The organism is Burkholderia sp. AU18528 (assembly GCF_002223215.2).
Classification (GTDB): Bacteria; Pseudomonadota; Gammaproteobacteria; order Burkholderiales; family Burkholderiaceae; genus Burkholderia; species Burkholderia semiarida.
Window position 1 is genome coordinate 787,929 of the sequence record NZ_NKFC02000004.1, and the last position, 22,431, is coordinate 810,359.

At 61.4% G+C, this 22,431-nt stretch carries 21 protein-coding genes, 2 tRNA genes and 1 pseudogene; 16 read left to right on the forward strand and 8 right to left on the reverse strand.

Translation table 11 applies throughout. The annotated features are described in order from the left end of the window. Positions 1-120 precede the first annotated feature (120 nt). On the forward strand, positions 121-1,635 hold the full coding sequence (gene ppx, locus CFB52_RS06445; RefSeq protein ID WP_060011517.1) for an exopolyphosphatase: 1,515 nt from the start codon (positions 121-123) through the stop codon (positions 1,633-1,635). A gap of 103 nt (positions 1,636-1,738) precedes the next feature. Here ppx and CFB52_RS06450 read toward each other — a convergent pair whose 3' ends face one another. Then, complete coding sequence (locus CFB52_RS06450) at positions 1,739-2,176, reverse strand: hypothetical protein (RefSeq protein WP_099316271.1); 438 nt, start codon at positions 2,174-2,176, stop codon at positions 1,739-1,741. A gap of 927 nt (positions 2,177-3,103) precedes the next feature. Here CFB52_RS06450 and CFB52_RS06455 point away from each other — a divergent pair. From CFB52_RS06455 to CFB52_RS06495, 10 genes and pseudogenes are all read left to right on the forward strand, one after another. Then, positions 3,104-5,869 carry a type VI secretion system Vgr family protein gene (locus CFB52_RS06455; RefSeq protein WP_099316272.1) on the forward strand — a complete coding sequence of 922 codons (2,766 nt, stop codon included), beginning with the start codon at positions 3,104-3,106 and terminating at the stop codon, positions 5,867-5,869. Between the two features lie 28 nt (positions 5,870-5,897). After that, positions 5,898-7,613, forward strand: a complete 1,716-nt coding sequence (locus tag CFB52_RS06460) for a glycoside hydrolase family protein (RefSeq protein ID WP_059573859.1) — start codon at positions 5,898-5,900, stop codon at positions 7,611-7,613. 19 nt (positions 7,614-7,632) lie between these two features. Continuing rightward, the gene (locus CFB52_RS06465; protein WP_230951118.1) at positions 7,633-8,436 is read left to right on the forward strand and encodes a lysozyme inhibitor LprI family protein; all 804 of its coding nucleotides are present in this window, start codon (positions 7,633-7,635) and stop codon (positions 8,434-8,436) included. Positions 8,437-8,499: 63 nt separating this feature from the next. Beyond that, the gene (locus CFB52_RS06470) at positions 8,500-8,781 is read left to right on the forward strand and encodes a PAAR domain-containing protein (protein WP_081066583.1); all 282 of its coding nucleotides are present in this window, start codon (positions 8,500-8,502) and stop codon (positions 8,779-8,781) included. A gap of 330 nt (positions 8,782-9,111) precedes the next feature. Then, positions 9,112-10,035 (forward strand): annotated as a pseudogene (locus CFB52_RS06475) (IS66 family transposase); the annotation flags it as partial. 38 nt (positions 10,036-10,073) lie between these two features. Beyond that, the gene (locus CFB52_RS06480; protein WP_059573857.1) at positions 10,074-10,670 is read left to right on the forward strand and encodes a plasmid pRiA4b ORF-3 family protein; all 597 of its coding nucleotides are present in this window, start codon (positions 10,074-10,076) and stop codon (positions 10,668-10,670) included. Positions 10,671-10,766: 96 nt separating this feature from the next. Continuing rightward, the gene (locus CFB52_RS34155; protein WP_180278193.1) at positions 10,767-11,000 is read left to right on the forward strand and encodes a hypothetical protein; all 234 of its coding nucleotides are present in this window, start codon (positions 10,767-10,769) and stop codon (positions 10,998-11,000) included. Positions 11,001-11,010: 10 nt separating this feature from the next. Beyond that, positions 11,011-11,538 (forward strand): hypothetical protein, encoded by a 528-nt coding sequence (locus tag CFB52_RS06485; RefSeq protein ID WP_257220027.1) that lies wholly within the window; start codon positions 11,011-11,013, stop codon positions 11,536-11,538. A 28-nt stretch (positions 11,539-11,566) separates the two neighbouring features. Beyond that, the gene (locus CFB52_RS06490; RefSeq protein ID WP_081066582.1) at positions 11,567-11,818 is read left to right on the forward strand and encodes a PAAR domain-containing protein; all 252 of its coding nucleotides are present in this window, start codon (positions 11,567-11,569) and stop codon (positions 11,816-11,818) included. A 160-nt stretch (positions 11,819-11,978) separates the two neighbouring features. Beyond that, positions 11,979-12,368 carry a hypothetical protein gene (locus CFB52_RS06495; RefSeq protein WP_089464671.1) on the forward strand — a complete coding sequence of 130 codons (390 nt, stop codon included), beginning with the start codon at positions 11,979-11,981 and terminating at the stop codon, positions 12,366-12,368. 172 nt (positions 12,369-12,540) lie between these two features. Here the strand turns inward: CFB52_RS06495 and CFB52_RS06500 are convergent. Continuing rightward, positions 12,541-12,617: transfer RNA gene (locus CFB52_RS06500), tRNA-Pro, on the reverse strand. 161 nt (positions 12,618-12,778) lie between these two features. On the opposite strand from CFB52_RS06500, the gene sixA reads away from it, so the two are divergent. Then, complete coding sequence (sixA, locus tag CFB52_RS06505) at positions 12,779-13,240, forward strand: phosphohistidine phosphatase SixA (protein WP_059644263.1); 462 nt, start codon at positions 12,779-12,781, stop codon at positions 13,238-13,240. Positions 13,241-13,410: 170 nt separating this feature from the next. Beyond that, entirely contained in the window at positions 13,411-14,217 is an 807-nt protein-coding gene (locus CFB52_RS06510) for a GNAT family N-acetyltransferase (RefSeq protein ID WP_059644266.1), read from the forward strand. Positions 14,218-14,418: 201 nt separating this feature from the next. On the opposite strand, the gene CFB52_RS34165 is transcribed toward CFB52_RS06510, so the two are convergent. Continuing rightward, positions 14,419-14,589 (reverse strand): hypothetical protein, encoded by a 171-nt coding sequence (locus tag CFB52_RS34165; RefSeq protein WP_167351607.1) that lies wholly within the window; start codon positions 14,587-14,589, stop codon positions 14,419-14,421. A gap of 136 nt (positions 14,590-14,725) precedes the next feature. Here CFB52_RS34165 and CFB52_RS34560 point away from each other — a divergent pair, with 136 nt between their 5' ends. After that, positions 14,726-14,902: a hypothetical protein gene (locus CFB52_RS34560; protein ID WP_089464674.1), complete on the forward strand. Its 177-nt coding sequence runs from the start codon at positions 14,726-14,728 to the stop codon at positions 14,900-14,902. 18 nt (positions 14,903-14,920) lie between these two features. On the opposite strand, the gene CFB52_RS06520 is transcribed toward CFB52_RS34560, so the two are convergent. The 5 genes from CFB52_RS06520 to CFB52_RS06540 form a co-directional block, all read right to left on the reverse strand. Next, on the reverse strand, positions 14,921-16,300 hold the full coding sequence (locus CFB52_RS06520) for an MATE family efflux transporter (RefSeq protein ID WP_099316273.1): 1,380 nt from the start codon (positions 16,298-16,300) through the stop codon (positions 14,921-14,923). Between the two features lie 10 nt (positions 16,301-16,310). Then, a complete protein-coding gene (locus CFB52_RS06525) occupies positions 16,311-16,634 on the reverse strand; it encodes a DUF2288 domain-containing protein (protein WP_089464676.1) in 324 nt (107 codons plus the stop codon). Positions 16,635-16,706: 72 nt separating this feature from the next. After that, positions 16,707-18,326, reverse strand: coding sequence for an acyl-CoA synthetase (locus CFB52_RS06530; RefSeq protein WP_099316274.1), 1,620 nt, complete (start codon positions 18,324-18,326; stop codon positions 16,707-16,709). A gap of 368 nt (positions 18,327-18,694) precedes the next feature. Beyond that, positions 18,695-19,396, reverse strand: coding sequence for a peptidoglycan DD-metalloendopeptidase family protein (locus CFB52_RS06535; RefSeq protein WP_059573851.1), 702 nt, complete (start codon positions 19,394-19,396; stop codon positions 18,695-18,697). 133 nt (positions 19,397-19,529) lie between these two features. Beyond that, the gene (locus CFB52_RS06540; protein ID WP_099316275.1) at positions 19,530-20,441 is read right to left on the reverse strand and encodes an aldose epimerase; all 912 of its coding nucleotides are present in this window, start codon (positions 20,439-20,441) and stop codon (positions 19,530-19,532) included. Positions 20,442-20,920: 479 nt separating this feature from the next. Between CFB52_RS06540 and CFB52_RS06545 the strand changes: the two genes are divergently transcribed. Together CFB52_RS06545 and CFB52_RS06550 are read left to right on the forward strand one after the other, a co-directional pair. Continuing rightward, positions 20,921-21,751 (forward strand): undecaprenyl-diphosphate phosphatase, encoded by an 831-nt coding sequence (locus CFB52_RS06545; protein ID WP_060318093.1) that lies wholly within the window; start codon positions 20,921-20,923, stop codon positions 21,749-21,751. A gap of 191 nt (positions 21,752-21,942) precedes the next feature. Then, positions 21,943-22,019: transfer RNA gene (locus CFB52_RS06550), tRNA-Arg, on the forward strand. Positions 22,020-22,431 lie beyond the last annotated feature (412 nt).

A 22,431-nucleotide genomic window follows, 5' to 3' on the forward strand; every position in this document is an offset into this window, starting at 1 on the left:
CGTGCATGCCCGTCAAGCGTGGCAACGGCAAGCGTTCCACGCTTAAAATGTCGCCTTTGATTGATCGCCCTCGGTTGCCGGAACGGCTGCCGCGGAAGAACGCGCACGGAGCCCCTTCTGATGGTTACAACTCCCCACTTGCTGGCTGCCGTGGATCTCGGCTCGAACAGCTTCCGGCTGATCGTCGGGCGCGTCGAGGAAACGCCGGCCGGCAGCCAGATCTACCCCGTCGATGCGCTGCGCGAGCCGGTTCGGCTGGCCGCGGGGCTGTCGAGCGACAAGATGCTCGACCGCGCGTCGCAGGAGCGGGGCTGGGAGGCGCTCAAGCGGTTCGGCGAGCGCCTGCGCGATTTCCATCCCGACCATGTGCGCGCGGTGGCGACCAACACGCTGCGCGTCGCGAAGAACGCCGCCGAATTTCTCGGCGAGGCCGAGGCGGCGCTCGGTTTCCCGATCGAAGTGATCGCGGGCCGCGAAGAAGCGCGCCTCATCTATGCGGGCGCCGCGCACTCGGTGCCGGCGAGCGCCGGCAAGCGGCTCGTCGTCGATATCGGCGGCGGCTCGACCGAATTCATCATCGGCTCGCACTACACGCCGATCGTGATGGAAAGCCTCTATATCGGCTGCGTGAGCCATAGCCGCACGTTCTTCCCGGCCGGCAACGTCGACGAATACACGATGCGGCAGGCCGAACTCGCGGCCAAGCGCGAGATCCAGATCATTTCGAGCGAGTACAAGAAGGCCGGCTGGGACCAGGCGATCGGCTCGTCCGGCACCGCGCGGGCGCTCGCGGAGCTCGTCGAGGCGAACGGCTTCAACGATCCGGGCATCACGCACGGCATTTCGCGCGGCGGCCTCGAGCGGCTCAAGCGTGCGCTGATCAAGGCGGAGAACGTCAACCGGCTGAAGCTGATCGCGCTGAAGCCCGACCGCGTGCCGGTGCTCGCGGGCGGCCTCGCGATCATGCTGGCGGTGTTCGAGGAGCTGGGTGTCGACTACGTCGATACGACCGACGGCGCGTTGCGCCTCGGCGTGCTGTACGACCTGCTGGGCCGGACGCAGCACGAGGACATGCGGGCGGTGACCGTCGAGGGTTTCACGCGCCGCTACGGCGTCGATCGCGCGCAGGCCGAGCGGATCGGTGCGCTCGCCGTGCGTTTCTACGACGAGCTCGAGGAAGGTGACGAGGAAGCGCGCGAGGAAGGGCGGATGTTCCTCGGCTGGGCGGCCGCGTTGCACGAAATCGGCCTGTCGATCTCGCACAGCGCGTATCACAAGCATTCGGCGTATATCGCGAGCAATGCGGACATGCCGGGTTTTTCGCGTACCGACCAGGCGCGGCTCGCGGCGCTCGTGCTCGGCCATGCGGGCAAGCTCGGCAAGCTGTCGCAGGCACGCGAGGTCGAGTGGCCGCTGCTGTTCTGTCTGCGGCTCGCGGCGCTGCTGTGTCGGCGCCGGACCGATGCGGGGCTGCCCGACATCTCGGTTTCGCAGATGAAGAAGGGCGGGTACGAGGTGCGTTTGCCGAACGCATGGGTCGAGCAGAACCCGTTGACCGACTATAGCCTCAGCCAGGAGGCGGCGGAGTGGGAGAAGGTCGGTATTCCGTATCGGGTCGTGTATACCGGCGCGTGAGGGGGCGATAGCGGGCCTCGGAAGGCGCTCGAGGCCCGGTGGTCGTGGGTGATCCGCGGCGGCGCTCGTCGGGCGGGCGGGCGGGGTCGTGCTGCCGATTTGCTCAATCCGACGAGCAGACGATCGCGGTCAGGAACGGGAACGCCTGCTTGACGGTTGCGTCGCTGCCGGCCTTGCGTACGGCTTCCTCCACCGAACCCTTCGTGCCGCGTACGACGACGCCGTAGGCCCAGTCGCCGATCGGCGTGCCGTCGCCCGGACGGAAGATCGGGTCGTTCGCCTGGTAGCCGAGCACGACATAGACGCCGAAGCCGTACGCCGTCAGCGGGTGCTTCGTGCGGAAAGCATTGACCGAATTCGACTCCACGTGCATCGGCTCCGACTGGATGTCGCCGGCGGCGAGCAGCGGCGCGACGAACTTGTGCCCGGTCGAATGGCAGTCGAGCGCGTCGTCGAGCGCTTTCGCCGACGCAGTGCCGGCGGTGGTCGCAAGCACGAGCAGCGACGCACACAGGGCGGTTTCGAGAATGTTGTTTTTCATGCGCGGTTGCGGGTTGTTCACACGTATTATCGCGTGTTCCAGCAAGTTCCGTGCGCGGGCTTGGGTCGGGAGGCGCGGGCGCGTCGATGCGGCGGGTGGTCCGTGCCGGGCCCTACTGCTGCGGACACGGAAAACGGGTGTGCGATTCGAGGGCCGGCAAAAAAGCGCCCCGTCAACGTAAATGGGGCTACAGCCGGAACCCCTTGATTCCTTGGTCGGAGCGAAAGGGTTCGAACCTGTGGCTCTCTGATTCCGAGTCGAACGATGAGCGATAGCGAGAAAAAGCAGCGGGCGGGCAAGGACGCTAGTTGTCGCCCCGCCAGTGCAGCCACGGGCCGTTTATCGGTAGCGGCGAGCGGCGACCGAGTCGCATTGCGGGTCAAGCGCCACGGCATCGATCGGTGTCCGGTGCGCGTGTCCCAAGATAATCGGACGCGCCCATATTCGCGCCTTCGCGTACAGGGCGTGGCGTGCCGCGACGGATACGATTGGCATATTCCGCGATGAGCAATTACTGAATTCCCCGCCCTACGTTATTGCTGATGCTCAAGCGCGACTCAGAGAATTTCTCACTAACGATTTACTGTCGCCGATTGCGTCTAAACGCGAGCCCCCGCATCTCGAGCATCTGTCCGGTGCGGCCGCCGGAATCATGATTGCACGGACACTCGACTACATCGCGATTTGGAAATGTATATGAAAGGAAATTGTGTTGAATGAGTAATAAATGGCGGCGCTACGCGCATTAAGCCCGGCCTCTCGCAGACGAGTGTATGAATTTTTGTCAGATCATATTGTTGTTTTCACGGTCAAGATACATTCTCAAGGCCTGTCGGTATCGCTAAAATTGCGGCGACATAACGGGAAGCCGTTCCTGTGAGAGCGCAGGCCATTGGGGCTTGCAAAAAACAACAAGATGGATAACGCATGAACATGACCGAAGTGGCTCAGGCAATTCGTGGCGGCCTGATCCAGCAAGATCGCCTGCTCAAGACGAGCATCCCATCGCTGCCGGAGAATGCGCTTGTCCCGCGTCGGGCGGTGACTTACTCCGAGCTTGGCCGTGACTTCGGTGTCACGCTCGACATGGTATCCACAGCAGGTGATATTGAGCTCAAAACGCTGATTGCTCAGCCGATGACCCTTTGGTTGCAGCAAGCGAACAAGTCTTATTTACCGATCAACGGATACATTCATACAGCTCGCAGACTCGGTACTGACGGAAGCCTTTCAAGCTATCAGTTGGCCTTCGCTTCATGGATGCATTTCCTAAAGTTCCGCAGCGATATGCGGTACTGGCAGGACCAGAGCGTTGACGCCATCCTCACCGATGTATTCAATGCGCATCCACAAGCGCGGGGACAATTCGAATTCGCCTTGCTGAAGACGTTACCCTCGCGCTCGTACTGCCGTCAGAGTGAAACCGATTGGAATTTTGTCCATCGATTGATGGAAGAAGAAGGCTTGTTCGGTTTTTGGCGCCAGGACAACGAGGGGAAGTCACACAGGCTCATCGTAACCGATGACATTTACTCGCTTGATGAGGTATCTCCCAATCCAGTCGAGTTCTCCAAATCGGGCGCGACTGGCGAAACGGATGCTTTTACGCGATGGGCAGGCTCGCGGACGTTGCAGAGTACCGTACATACGACGCGTACGTTTGACTACAAGGCACCATCGTCTATTGCCAACCCGAAAGGTACGATGCTGCCGACGATGGCCGGTCAGGGAAATTTGCCGGAACAGACGGAAGTCTACGAATATACCGGCGCCTACACGTATCTGAACCGGGATCGCGGTGAACATCTCTCGAAGATTCATCTAGAGGAATGGGAATCGAGAGCGAAGAGATTTCTTGGTATGGGGGGCGTTCGGGCCATTGATGCCGGCCGCCGTTTCGTACTGACTGGCCATCCTGAGCACGATCGTGATCAAGCCGGGCACCGAGAATTCGCATCGATCAAAGTGCGTCGGTACGTCGAAAACAATCTGCCGCTATCGAATCACGAAGCGAGCTTTCCATATAGCTTGCAGAGCGAACTAGCACAGGCAAAGTTTGAGCAATCGGGTGAGATCGTCACTCATGAAGATGGCTCGGCCGGTTTTTATCTGGTCGAAGTCGAGGCGCAGCGTGTCACAGTTCCGTATCGGAGTCCCTTCGAACACAAGAAGCCGACGATGGAGTTGGAGACGGCAATCGTCGTCGGGCCGCAGGGCGAAGAGGTGTATACGGACGCATTGAACCGCGTCAAAGTCATGTTCGTGTGGGACCGCCAAAGTTCGGGGGGCGCGAATGCCTCGTGCTGGGTGAGAGTCGCACAATCGGATACGGGCGGTGGTTACGGGAGCGTACACGTTCCGAGAGTCGGAGAGGAAGTGCTGGTTGGCTATGTCGGGGGTGACTGTGACAGGCCCATCGTGCTGCATCGCGTTTACAACGGGAGCGTTCAGCCGCAATGGCACAGCAATGGCATCCTGTCGGGCTACCGATCGAAAGAGTATGCAGGTGCTGGCTACAACGAGATGGTCTTGGACGACGCTACTGCGCAGAATCGTGTTCGGCTGTTCAGTAGCAGTTCGAACACGCTTCTCCACCTCGGCTATCTCATCGATCAGGATGGTAACACCCGCGGCCCCTATCTCGGCAGCGGTTTCGATTTGAAATCGGACGCTCACGGCGCAATTCGTGCGGCGCAGGGGCTTTTCGTCTCAAGCTACGACGCATCGGTCAAACAGCCCATGGATGCGCGTCACGCGACCAGCCAGCTCGTCAATGCGGAAAGCGTTGTCCAGTCGCTTTCTGATGCAAGTGCAGGGCATCGCGCTGAGAGTCTCAGCGCAGGCTATGATGCGTTGCGTGCATTTACCGACGCGACGCAGGCAAGTGTTGCCGGTACTTCTACCGGAGGTCGCACCGCCGGTGGCGGTACCGGCAGTGCGAACGGTTTCAAGGCCCCGATCATGTTGTTCGCGAGCCCGGCCGGTATCGCGACATCAACGCAGCAGTCGACGCAGATCACGGCTGACCAGCATGTAAATATCGTCAGCGGTGAAAGCACGCATCTGGCTGCAGGGAAATCATTGATCGCAAGCGTGGCCGAAAAAGTCAGCCTATTCGTTAAGAATGCGGGGATGAAGCTATTCGCAGCAAAGGGTAAGGTAGAAATCCAGGCGCAGTCGGATAATGTCGAAATAATCGCCGATCAGGTTCTGAAACTGATCAGCGCAAAGCGTCGGATCGAGATCACCGCCGCCGAGGAAATCCTGCTCAACGCGCGCGGTAGCTATATCCGAATCAGCGGTGCAGGAATCGAGCATGGTACGCCCGCGCAATGGACCGCCTATGCAGGCAACCATGCGCTGCCGGGCCCGAAGTCGCTACCTGTCGTCGTACCCGGTTTTGACATGCCCAAAGCATTCAGCAACCGACTCGATGTCTATGATATCTACTGGCAGAGAGAATTCGGCGAGGTCGAATATACGGCGCGACGGGAGAATGGTGAGGTGGTCGCTCAGGGTACTCTCGATGAGCATGGTCGCACGCCACGCTTGACGACCGACCAACCCGAGACCCTCCAGGTACTCGTCGGCACTCAAGGGTCCTGGCTAGTCGAATCGGTAGCCCCATCGTCCAGCGATTCCGGCGAAGCTACTCCAGACGATCCGGACCATTACGTCAATCACAGCGCCTGAACGCCATTCGAGCCAATCCGGAAAAATCATGACCGCCCCGAATACCAACACTGATCCTCTGTCCGCCGTAACGGTCTATTTCAAGGATCACTTTGGCCGACCGATCCAGGATTTGAAAATCGAGATCAAGGGTATGGAAGACCGCGCGAATCAGGTCTATCACGCCGCATCGACAAATGCGGAGGGTGCCATCCGGTTCTCGGTTCAAATGGGCACTGCGCTATCTGTGCATGTGAAGCGTTGGACTAGCGATACGATGAAGGAAGTCGCGCGTTTGAACGCGTCTCTGTCCCAGGCCTACTTCAATCTGACCAGTCCGAAGACCAAGCATGAGTTGCCGACCAAAGTCGACGATACGGCGAAAGGCAATTACTGGCGCGGCACTTACGTTGTCAAGTCGCACGACAATCTGACGACAATCGCGAAGAAATATCATACGAGCGTTGATTTGCTCAAGCGGGTGAACGGACTGAAATCAGACCTCATCGTCGTAGGCCAAAAATTGAAGGTCCCCCCGGCCGAGACTCGGAAATCGGATGAGCCGACGCCAAAGAAACCAAATCCACCGGGTAGCCCACCGCAGAACGATCATCCGAACAACGATAGCGGAGCGCCGACTTCGGTACCTCGTCAGGGCGCTGCACCTATAATTTTTCCGATACAAACCCGCCCGCTAAATGACGAGGGTGGCGTATACGGAACGACGTCGTCGGACTATACATGGACCAAACCTTTACATGGCGGTGGTCATGATCAAGCAAGATTTGGTGCGAATCGCGCTGGCGGTCGGAAGCATGCGGCCCGCGACCTTTACGTGCAGGCACACACTCCGATCGTAGCGATTGCACCGGGTGTTGTTATCAAATGCGAATTTTTCTATTGCCAAACTTGGCAAATCAGTATTCATCACAAGACCTCTGATGGCCGAGAGTTTATCGCTTTGTACGGCGAAGTCGATCCATCGTCCACAAAGGTGAAAATCGGAGACACAGTAAGCCAGGGGCAAGTTCTTGCTAACAGCGGAGTGCTGTTGAAGGGCAACGGTACCCCGCTGCATGTCGTCGGAAGCGAAAATGTGTCGATGCTCCATTTCGAGACGTATTCGGGCGCTCTCGGATTCGATCCCCACTCGAAACTGAACGGATCATCGTTGGCCGCTCCGTTCCAGCGTCGCAGCGACTTGATCGATTCGCTTGCGATTCTGCAGGAGGGCTACAAGGCGACATTTCTCGATGCCCCTCCGCTCAAGCCTACTGGTCAACGGATCCCGATAGCGCAATTGAAAATTTCGGATCAAGGCAAGGCATTTATCAAGGGGTGGGAGGGTGTGCACTATGACACTGCGAAGGCAAATACTTACTATTACAACGACAGTAAGGGCTACTGCACGGTTGGCTGGGGTCACCTGATTGCCGAAAGCAGTTGTGCGGCGAACGGGTACATTGCAATGTCGAGCAAGATAACCGTTGCTGAGGCTCAGACACTTTTTGACAACGATGTCGCGGTGATCGAAGGTCGTGTCAAGAATGCGATCAGTGTACCCCTCTACCAGCACGAGTACGATGCACTGGTCTCGCTCGCCTTTAACATGGGCAGTCTGAGCAAAGCGCCAAGTCTGTGTCGTAAACTGAACAACGGTGACTACACTGGAGCACCTGTCGAATTCCTGGATATCGAAAACAAGACGCGCCGCGAACGAGAGCACGACATGTTTTGCCTTGGCACTTACAATTCAAACCATTAAACGAACGATGTCTTTTTTTATGAAGAAAATCACACTGAGCTTAATCCTCCTGATGTCGGTGGTCTTTGGGCCGGCGCATGCATCGGCCGAGGAAATATATCGAATGATAGGTGCAGCGCAGTTCGAACAAGGACATGACACACACCAGTTGCCCTTTCCGGTCAATCCCCAGACCGCAGCTTTTCTCACTTTCGATGACAGTGCGTTTGCACTTCATTACACCGGGCACAGTTGCAACGTAAAGATCGACAAGAAAATGAACTTCTATGTCGACCCGGTCATCTCTCACTCGTTCGGTTCCAGAGACAAATTCAATGCCTTTCTGAGCGCGAAGTTCCATGCGAAAGGCGCGGCGCTGACTGATACCTATATTCTGGGTGATGTCGACGCACCGCTCTGCTCGGGCCTCCGATCCGCGATGATCTATCGATCGCAGGACGAGATGGTGTTGCTCGACGGTTCTTGGGCGTACGCCTTCGCGCGTCAGACCCATGCGCCAGCAAATGCGGAGCAAAGTTTCGACTGCAGTAAAGCCGCAACGAATGTCGAACACCTTATATGCAAGAATCCAGATCTGATTAAACTCGATGCGACCGTCAATCGTGGCTACGTTGCGATGATGCTGACCAATTCGAAAGAAATTTCATACCAAGATCCAGTGAGACTGAATCAAATCAACTGGATCAGGACAGTACGGAATTCCTGTAGTGATAACGCTTGTTTGATGAAAGCATATAACGGCCGCATAGCCTACATCAAAGGTAGGATAGCAAACGCCTACCCGTCTTATCCCGACGAGGAATCCAATCAAGAAGGTGATTGATGCACGCGCACCTCTGTCCAGACAACACGCAGAAACTCGTTCTCAACTTTGTTGAGGTGCAAAATGGCACTAGCTATCATCGTGGTCGGAGATATGACATCGCATGGGGGGCGCGTGATCAGCGGCTCGGATATCCATACGATTGGAGGTAAGGCGATTGCTCGTCTGCACGATCTCGTTGACTGCCCAGAGAAATATCCCGATGGCAAATCGCACGGCATTAACAAGATCATTGAAGCACATCCAACATTGACAATTGGCGGCGAGCGTGTGGCGCTACATGGCCACCACACCGAATGCGGTTGCATGTTGATTGGCAGCACCGCTACGCAGGTCGGAGACTAGTGTCACCTCGGTGATCGACTTAGCTCGGATTTACATGCCGGATTGTGGACCGTGAGCAGGCGTGCGAGCCCGATCCGGTGTGGCGTCCGGTCTGCAGTAAGCGAGTCTCCAGCACCGTCTCGACGGCCTGACCAGAAATTGCCAAAGTAGTCCCCACCACTTCAAGTAGCGGGGACTACTTTGACAACAGAAGCACCAAAGAGGATTGGCCGCAAAGGCATCCCGAATCACCCGCTCGAATTCCGGCGCGAGATGGCCAGGCTGGCATGCGAGCCCGGCGTGTCGGTCGCGCGCCTGGCAATGGAGCACGGCCTGAATGCGAATCTGGTCCGAGAAGGCGTGGAACTGGATCGCTCGTTGCTGGCGAAATGGGTGGGGCACAGTGCCAAGCTACTGCAACCGCTGGTCGATGCGCTGCGCCTGCATGTAATGGCAGCCACGAAGCTGCACGCCGACGATACGCCAGTTCCGGTGCTCGCGCCGGGCAATGGCAAGACGAAAACCGGGCGGCTGTGGGTCTATGTGCGCGATGACCGATACTCGGGCGACAAGGCGCCACCGGCAGTCTGGTTCGCCTACACCCCTGATCGCAAAGGCGAGCATCCGCAACAGCATCTGGCCAAGTTCAAGGGGACGCTGCAGGCCGATGCCTATGGCGGCTATCAGAAGATCTACGAGACCGGCAAGGTACTTGAGGCGGCTTGCTGGGCGCATGCCCGGCGCAAGTTCTATGATCTGTACGCGGCGCGGCCCAACGCGCTGAACAAGGAAGCGCTGGAACGCATCGGCGCGCTCTACGAGGTCGAAGAAGCGATCCGGGGGAAACCGCCAGACGAGCGGCAAGCGCACCGGCAGACGAACGCCAAACCATTACTCGAACAGTTCCATGTGTGGCTAAACCCCGCGCTGGCAACACTCTCGCGCAAATCGGACACGAGTCAGGCCATCCTCTATGTCCTGAACCGGTGGGAAGCATTGACTCGCTACTGTGACGACGGACAATTGGAAATCGACAATCTGCCGGTCGAACGGGCACTGCGCGGCGTTGCCCTGGGCCGACGAAACTACCTGTTCGCCGGCGCGGATTCCGGCGGCGAACGTGCGGCCGCGATTTACAGCCTGATCGGCACGGCCAAGCTCAATGGTATCGATCCCGAGGCGTACCTGCGTCATGTCCTGGCGCGCATCGCCGCTCACCCGATCAACCGAATCGACGAACTGCTGCCCTGGACGGTGACCCCTCCCACGCCGTGAAGGGATAATGCCACTGATGCCCAGACCTCGGAGATCAGATGGCCAAGTCGTTCCAGCGCTATACCTTGCACGTGCAATTACTGTATATCCAACCGCCTATCTGGCGCCGGATCACAGTCGAAGGACCCGACTCGCTGCGCAAGTTACACCACATTCTGCAAGCAGCCTTCGGATGGGAAAGCACACACATGCACGACTTCCTGATCGACGGCAAAACCTACGCCATGTTCGATGTCGATGCGGCACTAGAGTTCATGGATCGATCGAAGACATTCGACGACCGGAAAACCAAACTGAACAAAGTCCTGCGACCTGACTCGCGCATTCTCTACCGCTATGACTTCGGAGACGGCTGGGATCACGAGATCGTGGTCGAAAGCGTTGAGACGATTGCAGACGAGTCGTGGGGCGAGTCCAGGGTGATCGATGGTGCTCGCGCTTGCCCACCGGAAGACGTCGGCGGTGCGCCAGGGTATGAAACGTTCCTGACCACGTTGCGCGACAGTCCTGACAGCGAAGAAGCGGATAACTATCGTCAATGGGTCGGCCCAGGATTCGACCCGGAGCTATTCGATTTGCGTGCTGCCAACGCCGCGTTGATGCGACTCGCGACCAATCGATGGGGTAATCGATAACTCCGTCACGACGGTGCTGGTGACGCGCTTACCAGAAGATTGGCAAAGGTTAAAGATTTCTCTCCAATTTCTCAAGATAGATATATTGTTGCGATCATGAAATACAAAAGAAATTGTCTTGATGACGTGAAAAATGCTGATTTGGAGCGAGCAATCTTCACGCATCATGCTAATAACGAGTGGGCCAGCCTGCCAGGCGATCAGTATGGTCAAGGCGGCGTCAACATGAAATCAGTGAGGGAGCATTTTGAAAAATATGTGACGGACGAGCTAGCGGGAAATAGTGATCTGGCAGTTCCTGTTGGTGGTCTTGATGATTTGATTAAATAAAAAACGAACAATGAAGAGCGATATTTTACTGAAATTTGCCATTGTAGTTGCAGCAATGAGCCATGCCTTGTGCTGGGGGCAGGATGTCGATTTCGCAAATCATCCTTCCACTCTTTATCGAGGTGCCCTCCATATACCGAAGTATTACAAAAAAACCGATTCCGGCTGGCGGGATGATGATGGCAAGCTAGTGGGGCCTCCTGTAATAAATTTCGCGGGAAAATATCACATCGGGGTCCATAGTTGCGGCATGGAGTGTCGTTACTACACTTTATCAGACATTTCGACGGGAAGGGATTTAAACTCCCTGGATATGTTTTCGTCAAACGGCAAAGCGCCTAACAAAACCCAGGATGGCAGATCATATATCACCGAATTGCTAAGCAAGGCAGAGAGCAAGATGCTTGTCGCAAAATACTATATCGACGCATCAAACGGAAAGCCTGCCGAGTGCCGGCAGCGGAAATTCATTGTCGACGACAATATTAAGATAGTCGCCATCCCAAATTCATTCTCCTCTTGCAAAACAGAAAATTAGAGTCATTTCTTCGTCACGACGAAATATCATGATAAATTTAATCCGCCTTCACGATGACACTGATCACGAAGGCAAGGTCATTACAGCCTCTTCGACAATGTCTTTTGACGGCCGTTACGTCGCGCGAAAAGGCGACTATGTGTCGTGCCCTCGGCATCCTGACGTATCACCCAACGTCATCGAAGAGGGTGGCGGATCGATGATGGATGACGGCCTTCCAATCGCGCGTCACGGCCATCGCGCCACGTGTGGCTGCCATCTGATATCGAGTCTCGTATGACCGCTACTGAACAAGGCACGGATCATTGGAGGTATCTCCGGGATGTGCGCGAACTAGGTAGCGCCGGGCGAGGATCCGGGCCAGAGCGATCAAGATCGACAGTTTTCGGGGGCCGTACCACTGCACGCCGTGGAAGCCGCAGATCCGTCAGGACTACGACGTGCCGATCGTCGGCTACGTAGACGACCAGTTCAAGCCGCTGATCGCCAACTTCGGCTTCCTGCCGCGCGCGATCCAGAGGGAGCGGATTGAAGCGGCCAGGGCGGCCGGCAAGACGCCAGGCGTCATGCGCACCGTGATGAACGTGCGGGACGACAACGTGGGGAAGTCGCGGCTATTCGCTCCAGCGTGGCGAGCCGGGGGCCGTTGTTTAATCCCAGCCAAATACGTCGGCGAGCCGTCGTATCCGGAGGCGTGTCAAGACGAGGATGGCGAAGGGGCGCTCGGGCCATGCGTGTGGCGGCACATCGGCATGATCTGCGGTCAGTATCTTTGGCGTCGCAGCCCCCGGACTGCACTCTGGTGGCAATCGGAGTTTCCGGCCCCATAAACGCTGGAATCACATCGAAAACTTGGCTGGATCGTTCCGAGAGGAGGAGAGCAGGGAGGAAATTGGCCGGGCCGAAATGGATCAATGTAGATTGACCTAGGCTGGATCGGGTTACCTAGCGTGGACCGAGTAAAGAAAAAGGGGTTAGCTTACGCTAACCCCTTGATTCCCTTGGTCGGAGCGAAAGGATTCGAACCTTCGACCCTCTGATCCCAAATCAGATGCGCTACCAGGCTGCGCTACGCTCCGACGAGCCAGAGATAATAACGTTGAACGACTGATTCGGTCAATCACGATATGCGGGTAAATGCCGCGGCGGCGAATCTGCCACGATTTGCGACAATTCCCTTGATGATCGGCCGCCCCGCAGGCATTCGCGTGCGGCCGCCTGCCGACGCAAGGAGAACATCATGATGAACCTGATCCTGTGGCGCCACGCCGAAGCCGAAGACTACGCGACGAGCGATCTCGCGCGCCAGTTGACCGTGCGCGGCCGCAAGGACGCGCAGGCGATGGCCAAATGGCTGCGCGGCCGCCTCGAGACGAATACCGTGATTCTCGCGAGCCCGGCGGCGCGCACCGTGCAGACCGTCGAGGCGCTGACCGACCAGTACCGGACCGTCGACGCGCTCGCGCCGGGCGGCAGCGTCGACGACGTGCTCACGGCGGCCGGCTGGCCGGAAGGCATCGCGCCGACGGTCGTGATCGTCGGCCACCAGCCGACGCTCGGCAGCGTCGCCGCGCAGCTCGTCGCCGGCGGCGACGACGGCTGGAGCGTCAGGAAGGGCGGAATCGTGTGGCTGGCGAGCCGCACGCGCGACGGCAGCCCGCAGGCCGTGCTGCGGGCGGTACTGACGCCCGAACTGGTGTAAAGCCCGACTGAGCAGGTTTGAAGGGATTGGTCATACGGTTTTGCAAGCTTTCTGCTAAAGTCAATTCGGCGACACGTCATTGAAAGGACACGGTCGTGCCACATAACGGTCACGGCCGGTTACTACATTGGCGGGCATGTCGTCCTATTCCTTACGATCAGGAAAGCCTAATGCGAGAACTGCCGACGCCTACGCTCCCTTTTGCCTCGCTGCCCCTCGACACGTCGCGGCGCCATCTGCCGCGCGCCAGTGAAACCGTCACATCGGAGTATCGCCTGCGCGCCGCATGGGCGCGTACGGAAGACGAATTGCGCGAAGCCCAGCGCCTTCGCTACAGCGTGTTCGCTGAAGAGATGGGTGCGCAGGTCAGCGGTCCGTCCGGTCTCGACGTCGATCCGTTCGACGCGTATTGCGATCATCTGCTGGTCCGCGATCTCGACACGCTGAAAGTCGTCGGCACGTACCGCGTGCTGCCGCCGCACCAGGCGGCGCGTGTCGGCCGCCTGTACGCGGAAGGCGAATTCGACCTGTCACGCCTTACGCATCTGCGCGGCAAGATGGTCGAGGTCGGCCGCTCGTGCGTGCACACCGACTACCGGAGCGGCGCCGTCATCATGGCGCTGTGGGGCGGCCTGGGCGCATACATGATGCAGAACGGCTACGAAACGATGCTCGGCTGCGCGAGCGTGTCGATGGCCGATGGCGGCCACTATGCGGCGAACCTGTACCAGTCGCTGTCGGCAGGCGCGCTGACGGCACCCGAGTATCGCGCGTTCCCGCACACGGCGTTGCCGGTCGACGAACTGCAGACGGGCACCGTCGTCGCGCCGCCGCCGCTGATCAAGGGTTATCTGCGTCTCGGCGCGAAGATCTGCGGCGCCCCGGCCTGGGATCCCGACTTCAACTGCGCGGATTTCCTGACGCTGTTCCGTCTGTCGGACATCAACGCGCGCTACGCCCGCCACTTCCTGGGCTGAACGGTCCGAATCGCGTCGCGCCGGTCAGGTGCGGCGCACGCAAGCGAACGCCGTCGCACGTTAGCCGCGCGACGGCGTTCGTGTGTCCGGTCCATGCATGCATGTCCGGCCCCGATAATTTCGGCGGCACGCAGCGATCACCGTGCCGCAGAGCGGCACGTTCGCGACGACCCGAGGCGGGACCGGCCGGCAGCGGCGCGCTCAGTGCTTGCGCCGCCAGTCGAGCAGGTGGTGTTCCGTCATCCAGTGGTGGATCATCCCTTCGCCTCCGTGGCTGCGCTTGTATTCGCGCGATTCGAAGTACGACAGGGCGACCAGCACCATCAGACCGATGATCAGGCCGATCAGGCCCGCAATTTCCTCAGACGACATGGCAGCCTCCTTTCGACGGCACAGCGCCATGCGTACATAGTAGGACATGCGCGGCGCAACCCCGAAACCGGATTTCCGCTAGACTCGGCGCGGTTCCGGCGCGCGATGGGCGCGCCGTTTTCCGGAGCCCTCCCTGATGACCCGTTTCCTGCTGGCCGTGCTGGCCGCATCCCTCCTTGCCGCCTGCAGCAGCGATCCTCGCCAGGCGCGCCGCGGCCACCCGCCGGAAGACCCGGCCGACTATCACGGCGTGCCGACCGACATGACGCCGCCGTCGATGCTCGACGCGCCGCCGCCGAAGCCGGTGCAGTAACGGCCGGCGGGCCCGCCGTCACGCACGGGCCGCGGAAGCGACCGCCGGGTCGGCGCCAATGCGCCGCACCAGCGCCGGCAGGTGGCGCGCGAGCGTCGCACCGCGCGCCGCCATGAACAACAGTAGCGCGAACCACAGGCCGTGATTGCCGAACGGTCCGACGGCGGCGAGCGTGGCCACGATGAAGATCGACAAGGACACGACCATCGCGCGCATCAGCGATTGCGTCTGCGTGGCGCCGATGAACACGCCATCGAGCAGGAAGCCCCAGACCGACACGATCGGCGAGATCGCGGCCCACGGCAGGTAGCGCAGCGCGACGGCGCGGATCTCGGTCTGATCGGTCAGGCGCGCGACGATCCAGCCGCCCGCCGCCCAGTAAACGAGCGCGAACAGCAGCGCGCCGAGTGCCGACCAGAACAGTGTGACGCGTACGGCTTGCCGAAATGCGCGGCGGTCGCGCGCGCCGGCCGCCGCGCCGACGAGCGCCTCGGCCGCATGCGCGAAGCCGTCGAGGCCATACGCCATGAACGTCTGGAAATTCAGCAGCAACGCGTTCGCGGCGAGCGTCGCGTCGCCCTGTTTTGCGCCGAGATGCGCGAACCACCCGAAGGCGCCGAGCAGGCACAGCGTGCGCAGGAAGATGTCGCGGTTGAGCGCGATCAGCCGCTTGAGCGCGACGCGGTCGGCAAGCGCGCGCATCGCGAGCGGCGCAAGGCCGCTCGGCCGCAGCCGCCACAGCATCCACGCGCCGAGCGCGAAGCCGCATGCGTCCGCGGTGGCGGTCGCGGCGCCGATGCCGGCGATACCCCAGCCGAAGCCGTACACGTAGAGCAGCACGGCGCCGATGTTCACCGCGTTGATGAACACCTGCGCGACGAGCGCGAGCCGCACGCGCTGCACGCCGAGCAGGTAGCCGAGCACCACGTAGTTCGCGAGCGCGAACGGCGCGCTCCAGATCCGCGCGTGGCTGTACGCGAGCGCTGTCGCGCGGACGGCATCGCTGCCGCCGAACGCGGACAGCGCGAACGACAGCAGCGGCACCTGCAGCGCAAGCACCGCGGCGCCGAGCGCGAACGCGACGATCAGCGCGCGCAGCAGGTTCAGGCGGATCCCGGCGGCGTCGCCGGCGCCATGCGCCTGCGCGACGAGCCCGGTCGTCCCCATCCGCAGGAAGCCGAAGCCCCAGAACACGAAATTGAAGAAGAGCCCGCCGAGCGCGACGCCGCCGAGATACTGCGCGCCGTCGAGGTGGCCGGCGACGGCCGTGTCGACGGCGCCGAGGATCGGCTGGGTCAGGTTCGCGACGACGATCGGGAACGCGAGCGCGAGGACGCGCCGATGCGTGACGGCGGCCGACGCGCTGCCGGCCCCGTGCGGTACCGCGGATCCGGACATGGCGGACGCGTCAGGCGCGTTCCTGCACGCACACCCACGGCGAGACGACGACCGCCCACAGCTCCGGATTGCGCGCGGCGTAGTCGGCAGCCGTTTCGGCCGGCATGCGCGCGACGAGGCCGGACGACAGCCAGCGCGTGACCTGTTCGGCATCGTCGTTGGCGACTGCTTCGGCGACGCTCACGAGATCGAGGTCGCGCGCGATCGACAGCAGCTTGCCCTGCGCGAAGAAGCGTTCGAGATCGCACCAGTCGATCTTGGCGGTTTCGCCGAGGAGTTTGGCGTAGAGCGGGCTGTGTGACGCGCCCGCGACGGGGTGTTGATCAGAGGACATCGGTTTCTTGGAAAGACTGCGTGGCGCCACTATAAACCATCCGGTCGGGAGGGCCGAGCGCGGGCGGGCGGCTCATGCGTCGCGCAGCGCGCGGCGCACGATCTTGCCGGTCGCGGTCATCGGCAGGCTGTCGACGAACGCGATCGCGCGCGGATACTCGTGCGCGGCGAGCCGCGTGCGCACATGTGCCTGCAGCGCGCTCACGAGAGCGTCGTCGCCGACGTGGCCGGGGTTCAGCACGACGAACGCCTTGACGATCTCGGTACGCGTGGCGTCGGGCACGCCGACGACGGCCGCCATCCGCACCGCCGGATGCGTGAGCAGGCAGTCCTCGATCGGCCCCGGGCCGATCCGGTAACCGGCGCTCGTGATCACGTCGTCGTCGCGGCCGACGAAGCGCACGAAGCCGTCGGCGTCGATGGTGCCCGTATCGCCGGTGAGCAGGTAGTCGCCCGCGAACTTGTCGCGCGTCGCGGCGGGGTTGCGCCAGTATTCGAGAAACATCACAGGGTCGGGGCGGCGCACCGCGATGCGGCCCTCGACGCCCGGCGGCAGCGGCGTGCCGTCCGCATCGACGATCGCGACCGTGTGACCGGGCACCGCCTTGCCGATCGCGCCGGGCTGCGCATCGAACAGCGCCGCGCACGACGACAGCACCATGTTGCACTCGGTTTGCCCGTAGAACTCGTTGATCGTCACGCCGAGCGCGTCGCGGCCCCACGCCGTCAGTTCGGTGCCGAGCGATTCGCCGCCGCTTGCGACCGATTTCAGCGACAGCGCGTAGCGTTCGCGCGGCGCCGCGACGGCACGCATCAGCTTCAGCGCGGTGGGCGGCAGGAACGCATGGGTGACACCGTGCCGCGCCATCAGCGCGAACGCGGCTTCGCCGTCGAATTTCTCGAAGCGACGTGCGAGCACCGGCACGCCGTGATGCCATGACGGCAGCAGCACGTCGAGCAGCCCGCCGATCCATGCCCAGTCGGCGGGCGTCCAGAACAGGCGTGCGTCGCGCGGGAAGCACTGCTGCGACATCTCGACGCCCGGCAAGTGGCCGAGCAGCACGCGATGCGCGTGCAGCGCGCCTTTCGGTTTGCCCGTCGTGCCGGACGTGTAGATGATCACGGCCGGATCGTCGGCGGCCGTATCCGCCGGCACGAAATCCGGCGCTTCGGCGGCGAGCGCCGCGTCGTAGCGGAGCACGCCGGGCGTGTCGGGCGCGTCGTCGCCGATGCAGTAGACGGTATGCAGCGCCGGCAGCTGCGCGCGCAGCGGCGCGATCTTCGCGTAGCCGGCCGCGTCGGTGACGAGCGCGGCCGCCTCGCTGTTCGCGAGCCGGTACTCCAGTGCGTCGACGCCGAACAGCGTGAAGAGCGGTACCGCGATCGCGCCGAACTTGTACGCGGCGAGATGGGCGACGGCCGTTTCAGGGCCTTGCGCGAGGAAGATGCCGATCCGGTCGCCGCGCCGCAGGCCCGCGCGCGCAAAGCTGTTCGCGAGCCGATTAGAAGCATGCTTCAGTTCGTCGAACGTGAGGCGGGAAACGTCGCCTTGCGCCGTTTCGTGGATCAGCGCCATGCGTCCGCTGCCGTCGGCCCATTTGTCGCACACGTCCACGCCGATGTTGTAGCGCGCCGGAATGTCCCACCGGAAGCGGGAGAGGAGCAGGTCGTAGCGGTCGGCGGCGGGCAGCATCGCATGGTCTCCTGGGTGTCGAACGTGGCGCTGGGTGAACGGCTTACATCAGGATTTCACTCGGACGCATCCACAATGGTGTTTGCTGATAGGGAATGTTCGGACTCGTCCAATAGGCGGGGCTCAGTGCACGATTCCACAATGACGCATAAGATCAAGACAAAACAGTGGTGTGATCATGGATTTGCTTCTGATAGCTGCGGGGTTCAGCCTGATTGGAATCGGCGGGCTGGTGGCGTTTGCCCGCCACGTCGATCCGTTGTCCGGCCGTTTCACCGGACGTCTGCGCAAGCGCTGACTCGATTTTTTCCGTTTTCGCCGTGACGACACGCGATGCGCACCGGTATCGTGTGTCGTCTGTCGTGCGCTCAACGCGCCGGCAGGTAGCGTGACGGATCGATCGAGCGGCCGCCATAGCGCAGTTCGAAATGCAGCGCGACGCGATCGCTGTCGCTGTTGCCCATCTCCGCGATCGATTGCCCTTGCGTGACCGACTGGCCTTCCTTCACCAGCAGCGCGCGGTTGTGCGCGTAGGCCGTCAGGTAATCGGCGTTGTGCTTCAGGATGATCAGGTTGCCGTAGCCGCGCAGCCCGTTACCGGCGTAGACCACGACGCCCGGCGCGGCCGCCACCACCGGCGTGCCCGGCGAGTTCGCGATGTCGATGCCCTTCGATTTCGAGCCATCGAACGTGCGCACCACGTTGCCGGCCGCCGGCCAGATCAGCGCAATGCTCGTGGCCGGCTTCACCGCCGATTCGACCGGCGCGGACGGAGCCGGCCGCGCGCGACCCGCGCTGCCCGTGCCGGTGGTCGACGGCGTCGATGCGGTGGCCGAGCCGGGCGGCGGCGCGACGCGCAGCACCTGCCCGACTTCGATCGCATCGGGGTTCGTCATCTGGTTCCAGCGCACGATGTTCTGGACCGACGTGCGGTTCGCGCGCGCGATCTTGTACAGCGTGTCGCCACGCTCGACGCGATAGAACCCGGGGCCGACGGGTGCGGAGCCGCACGCGACGAGCAGGGCGGCGCAGGCGGCTGCGAAGAGTCGCTTCGTTGTTGTTCCGAACATTGAACCTCGCAAAACCCTGCCGCGCGTGACGCGGCAGGCAACACAAAACGTCCGATTTTAACGGGTTCGACCCGCACGCCGCAGTTTCGGCTGCGGGCGCGGCCGTAGCGGCCCCGGTCCGATGCGTGTCGAATCAGCCGGCGAACGGGATCACGCGGATCCGCAGCGTCGCCGTTTCCGTCGCGCCCGGCGCGAGCATGCGCAGCCCGCGGCCGTTGTGGATCGCATCGGGCAGACCGAGCCACGGCTCGACGCAATAGAAGTCGGAATCCGGTTTTTCGGTCCACGTCGTGACCGCGTACCACGGGATCGAGCCCGGCAGGTCCAGCGCGATCTCGATCGTGCGGCGGCGGCCCGGCATCACGATGCGCACCGGCGTGGACGGTTCGCCGTCGAGGCAGTGGAAGCGGTCGAGGATGTCCGCATCGTCGAGACGGTAACGGGCCTCGCCCGGTTCGAGCGGGCTGATCGAGCCGTCGGCACGCTGGTGGCAACGGTGGGTGGGCGGCAATTCGAGGAGGGTCTCGGCCCGCTCGCCGTGCGGCAGCGCAAAGTAGAAATGGTGGCCGGCGTAGTAAGGCAGCGGCGTGTCGCCGCGATTGGTCGTCGTCAGCGCGACGTCGAGCGTATGCGCGTCGGCCAGCCGGTAGGTCGTTTCGAACCGGAAATCGAACGGGTAGCTCGCGCGCAGCGCGTCGTTCGCGTCGAGCGTCATCGACAGCGCGGCGCCGTCGGCCGACGGGTGTGCATCGAACGGCAGATCGCGGGCGAAACCGTGCATCGGCAGGTCGCGGACCACGCCGGCGGCATCGCGCCAGCGGCCGATTTCACCGTCGACGCGGTGGCGGCCGAGGAACGGGAACAGCAGCGGATTGCCGCCGCGCACGCGGGCGAGGTTGCTCCAGTCGGCGGTTTCCGGCCAGAAGATCACCGGTTCGCCATCGACGTGCCAGGACAGCAGGCGGCCGCCGAATTGTGGGGCGACCCGGACGAGCGACGGGCCGGCATGAAGTTCGTGAATGTCGTGTTGCTGGAAGATCGGCATGGCGAATCGGGTTGGGCGGGTGAGGGGAGCAACGTGCATTCCATTATCGGGCCGCGGGCGGTCCGGGAAAACCCTTCTCGGGAAATTGCGAGTTTTTAACGCTGTCAACCGTCGGGATAATGCCTCTAAACCGGTGATGTTGCCGGGTCATGACACTTCGTGGAGGGGGCCATGGATCTGGCAATGGCAATGGGAATCGCACTGTTCGGCATGTTTACCGGCAGCACCGTATTATTTTTCTATCAGCTCGGCCGCTGACGGCAATTTCTGCCGAAACCGACAGGCCCGCCATGCAAATGGCGGGCTTTTTGCTTTCTGAGTGCTTACAAATTGCAAGCGTTTGTGTGCATTGCCGCAATATCCTGCCAAATGCCTTGGCGCGGTAATCCTGGCTCGGCATAATCGGGGCGCGTTTTTCAGGACGCGCATCGCGTCGTCCGCCTTCCTTCCCGCTTAATCTTCACTGAAAGGACCGACGCGTGAGCCTCTGGTTTCTGGTATTCCTGAGCGTCCTGCAGGGCGTCACCGAACTCTTCCCCGTCAGCAGCCTCGGCCATACGCTGCTCGTGCCGGCGCTGTTCGGCATGCACATCGACAAGCATGCGCCGCAGCTGTTGCCATTCCTCGTCGCGCTCCACCTCGGTACCGCGTTGGCGTTGCTGTGGTACTTCCGCGCGCGGTGGATCGCGCTGATCGGCGGTTTCTTCGCGCAGCTCGGCGGTCGCAAGAACGACGACGGGCACCTGATGTGGGCGCTGATCATCGGCACGATCCCGACCGGTATCGTCGGGCTGCTGCTCGAGAAGCGCATCGAACGCGTGTTTCACGACCTGCGGATCGTTGCGATCGCGCTGATCGTCAACGGCGTGTTGCTGTGGCTCGGCGATCGCATCCAGCGTAGCCGCGCGCACCAGCCGCCCGAGAAGATGACGTTCAAGCAGGCGTTCTTCGTCGGGCTCGCGCAGATCGGCGCGCTGATTCCGGGCTTCTCGCGCAGCGGGCTGACGATGATCGCCGGCAACGCGGCCGGGCTGACGGCGGAGAAGGCGGCGGAATTCTCGTTCCTGCTCGGCACGCCGATCATCTTTGCCGCGGGCGTGCTCGAACTGCCGAAGCTGTTCCATGCGCGCGACCAGCTCGCCGATGCGCTGCTCGGCGGGGTGCTGACGGCGATCGCCGCGTACCTCAGCGTGCGGTTCCTGATGCGCTATTTCGAAGGGCGCGGCCGGCTCGCGTCGTTCGGCGTGTATTGCGTGATCGCCGGGGCGGTCTGCCTCGGCTGGTTCATGCTGCATCCGCAGCCGGTTTGATGCGGCGGGCGCCGGTATCGCGTGATCCGGCGCGATGATCGGGTATAATTTCGGGCTCGGCTTCGTGCCGGGCCCGTTTTGGTTTCGGGATTTGAGTTGTCGTGGGGCAGTGGGCGGTGTTGCTGCTGCTTCGTTACTCAGAGCCCGATGCCGAATGCCGGTCCGTGTCCGGCCGTGTCTTTTCTCCCCGACCGCCCTTAGCTCAGTTGGATAGAGCAACGGCCTTCTAAGCCGTAGGTCACACGTTCGAATCGTGTAGGGCGGGCCAATGAAATCAGCGCGTTGGCTGATGGCTTTCAAATTTCCCATCGTCGTCTGTCGGTATGCTCTTGTAGGCAGCGTGTAGATGTTTGCAGTCAGTCCGGAACACAACAAATCCATGTGAGACCGGGAAGTTTTCACTGAAAAATGCTTATTTTGATGGCGCCGTACGCCGCAATGTCGAGCCGGTCGCACGACACCACCAAGACAGGGCCGCAGATTTCGTATCCACAGGGCGGGATTGTCACGAAAGTGGAGCTGGGCCAGCCACATGCTCTCAACGCGGCGCGGTGTCGTTGTCATGAAACCGTGGTGTTTCGTGCGATTTTTAAGGAAGCAATGCGGTTAATTTTGCGAATCAAATGCTGCTCGATTCTATTTTTGTGGTTTTTACGTTGTGATTTTTGATGTCACAATTG

Excerpts from the sequence above, each read along its gene's own strand:
- ppx (WP_060011517.1), top strand. The coding sequence starts at position 121 with ATGGTTACAACTCCCCACTTGCTGGCTGCCGTGGATCTCGGCTCGAAC.
- CFB52_RS06450 (WP_099316271.1), bottom strand. The coding sequence starts at position 2,176 with ATGAAAAACAACATTCTCGAAACCGCCCTGTGTGCGTCGCTGCTCGTG.
- CFB52_RS06455 (WP_099316272.1), top strand. The coding sequence starts at position 3,104 with ATGAACATGACCGAAGTGGCTCAGGCAATTCGTGGCGGCCTGATCCAG.
- CFB52_RS06460 (WP_059573859.1), top strand. The coding sequence starts at position 5,898 with ATGACCGCCCCGAATACCAACACTGATCCTCTGTCCGCCGTAACGGTC.
- CFB52_RS06465 (WP_230951118.1), top strand. The coding sequence starts at position 7,633 with ATGAAGAAAATCACACTGAGCTTAATCCTCCTGATGTCGGTGGTCTTT.
- CFB52_RS06470 (WP_081066583.1), top strand. The coding sequence starts at position 8,500 with ATGGCACTAGCTATCATCGTGGTCGGAGATATGACATCGCATGGGGGG.
- CFB52_RS06480 (WP_059573857.1), top strand. The coding sequence starts at position 10,074 with ATGGCCAAGTCGTTCCAGCGCTATACCTTGCACGTGCAATTACTGTAT.
- CFB52_RS34155 (WP_180278193.1), top strand. The coding sequence starts at position 10,767 with ATGAAATACAAAAGAAATTGTCTTGATGACGTGAAAAATGCTGATTTG.
- CFB52_RS06485 (WP_257220027.1), top strand. The coding sequence starts at position 11,011 with ATGAAGAGCGATATTTTACTGAAATTTGCCATTGTAGTTGCAGCAATG.
- CFB52_RS06490 (WP_081066582.1), top strand. The coding sequence starts at position 11,567 with ATGATAAATTTAATCCGCCTTCACGATGACACTGATCACGAAGGCAAG.
- sixA (WP_059644263.1), top strand. The coding sequence starts at position 12,779 with ATGATGAACCTGATCCTGTGGCGCCACGCCGAAGCCGAAGACTACGCG.
- CFB52_RS06510 (WP_059644266.1), top strand. The coding sequence starts at position 13,411 with ATGCGAGAACTGCCGACGCCTACGCTCCCTTTTGCCTCGCTGCCCCTC.
- CFB52_RS34165 (WP_167351607.1), bottom strand. The coding sequence starts at position 14,589 with ATGTCGTCTGAGGAAATTGCGGGCCTGATCGGCCTGATCATCGGTCTG.
- CFB52_RS34560 (WP_089464674.1), top strand. The coding sequence starts at position 14,726 with ATGACCCGTTTCCTGCTGGCCGTGCTGGCCGCATCCCTCCTTGCCGCC.
- CFB52_RS06520 (WP_099316273.1), bottom strand. The coding sequence starts at position 16,300 with ATGTCCGGATCCGCGGTACCGCACGGGGCCGGCAGCGCGTCGGCCGCC.
- CFB52_RS06525 (WP_089464676.1), bottom strand. The coding sequence starts at position 16,634 with ATGTCCTCTGATCAACACCCCGTCGCGGGCGCGTCACACAGCCCGCTC.
- CFB52_RS06530 (WP_099316274.1), bottom strand. The coding sequence starts at position 18,326 with ATGCTGCCCGCCGCCGACCGCTACGACCTGCTCCTCTCCCGCTTCCGG.
- CFB52_RS06535 (WP_059573851.1), bottom strand. The coding sequence starts at position 19,396 with ATGTTCGGAACAACAACGAAGCGACTCTTCGCAGCCGCCTGCGCCGCC.
- CFB52_RS06540 (WP_099316275.1), bottom strand. The coding sequence starts at position 20,441 with ATGCCGATCTTCCAGCAACACGACATTCACGAACTTCATGCCGGCCCG.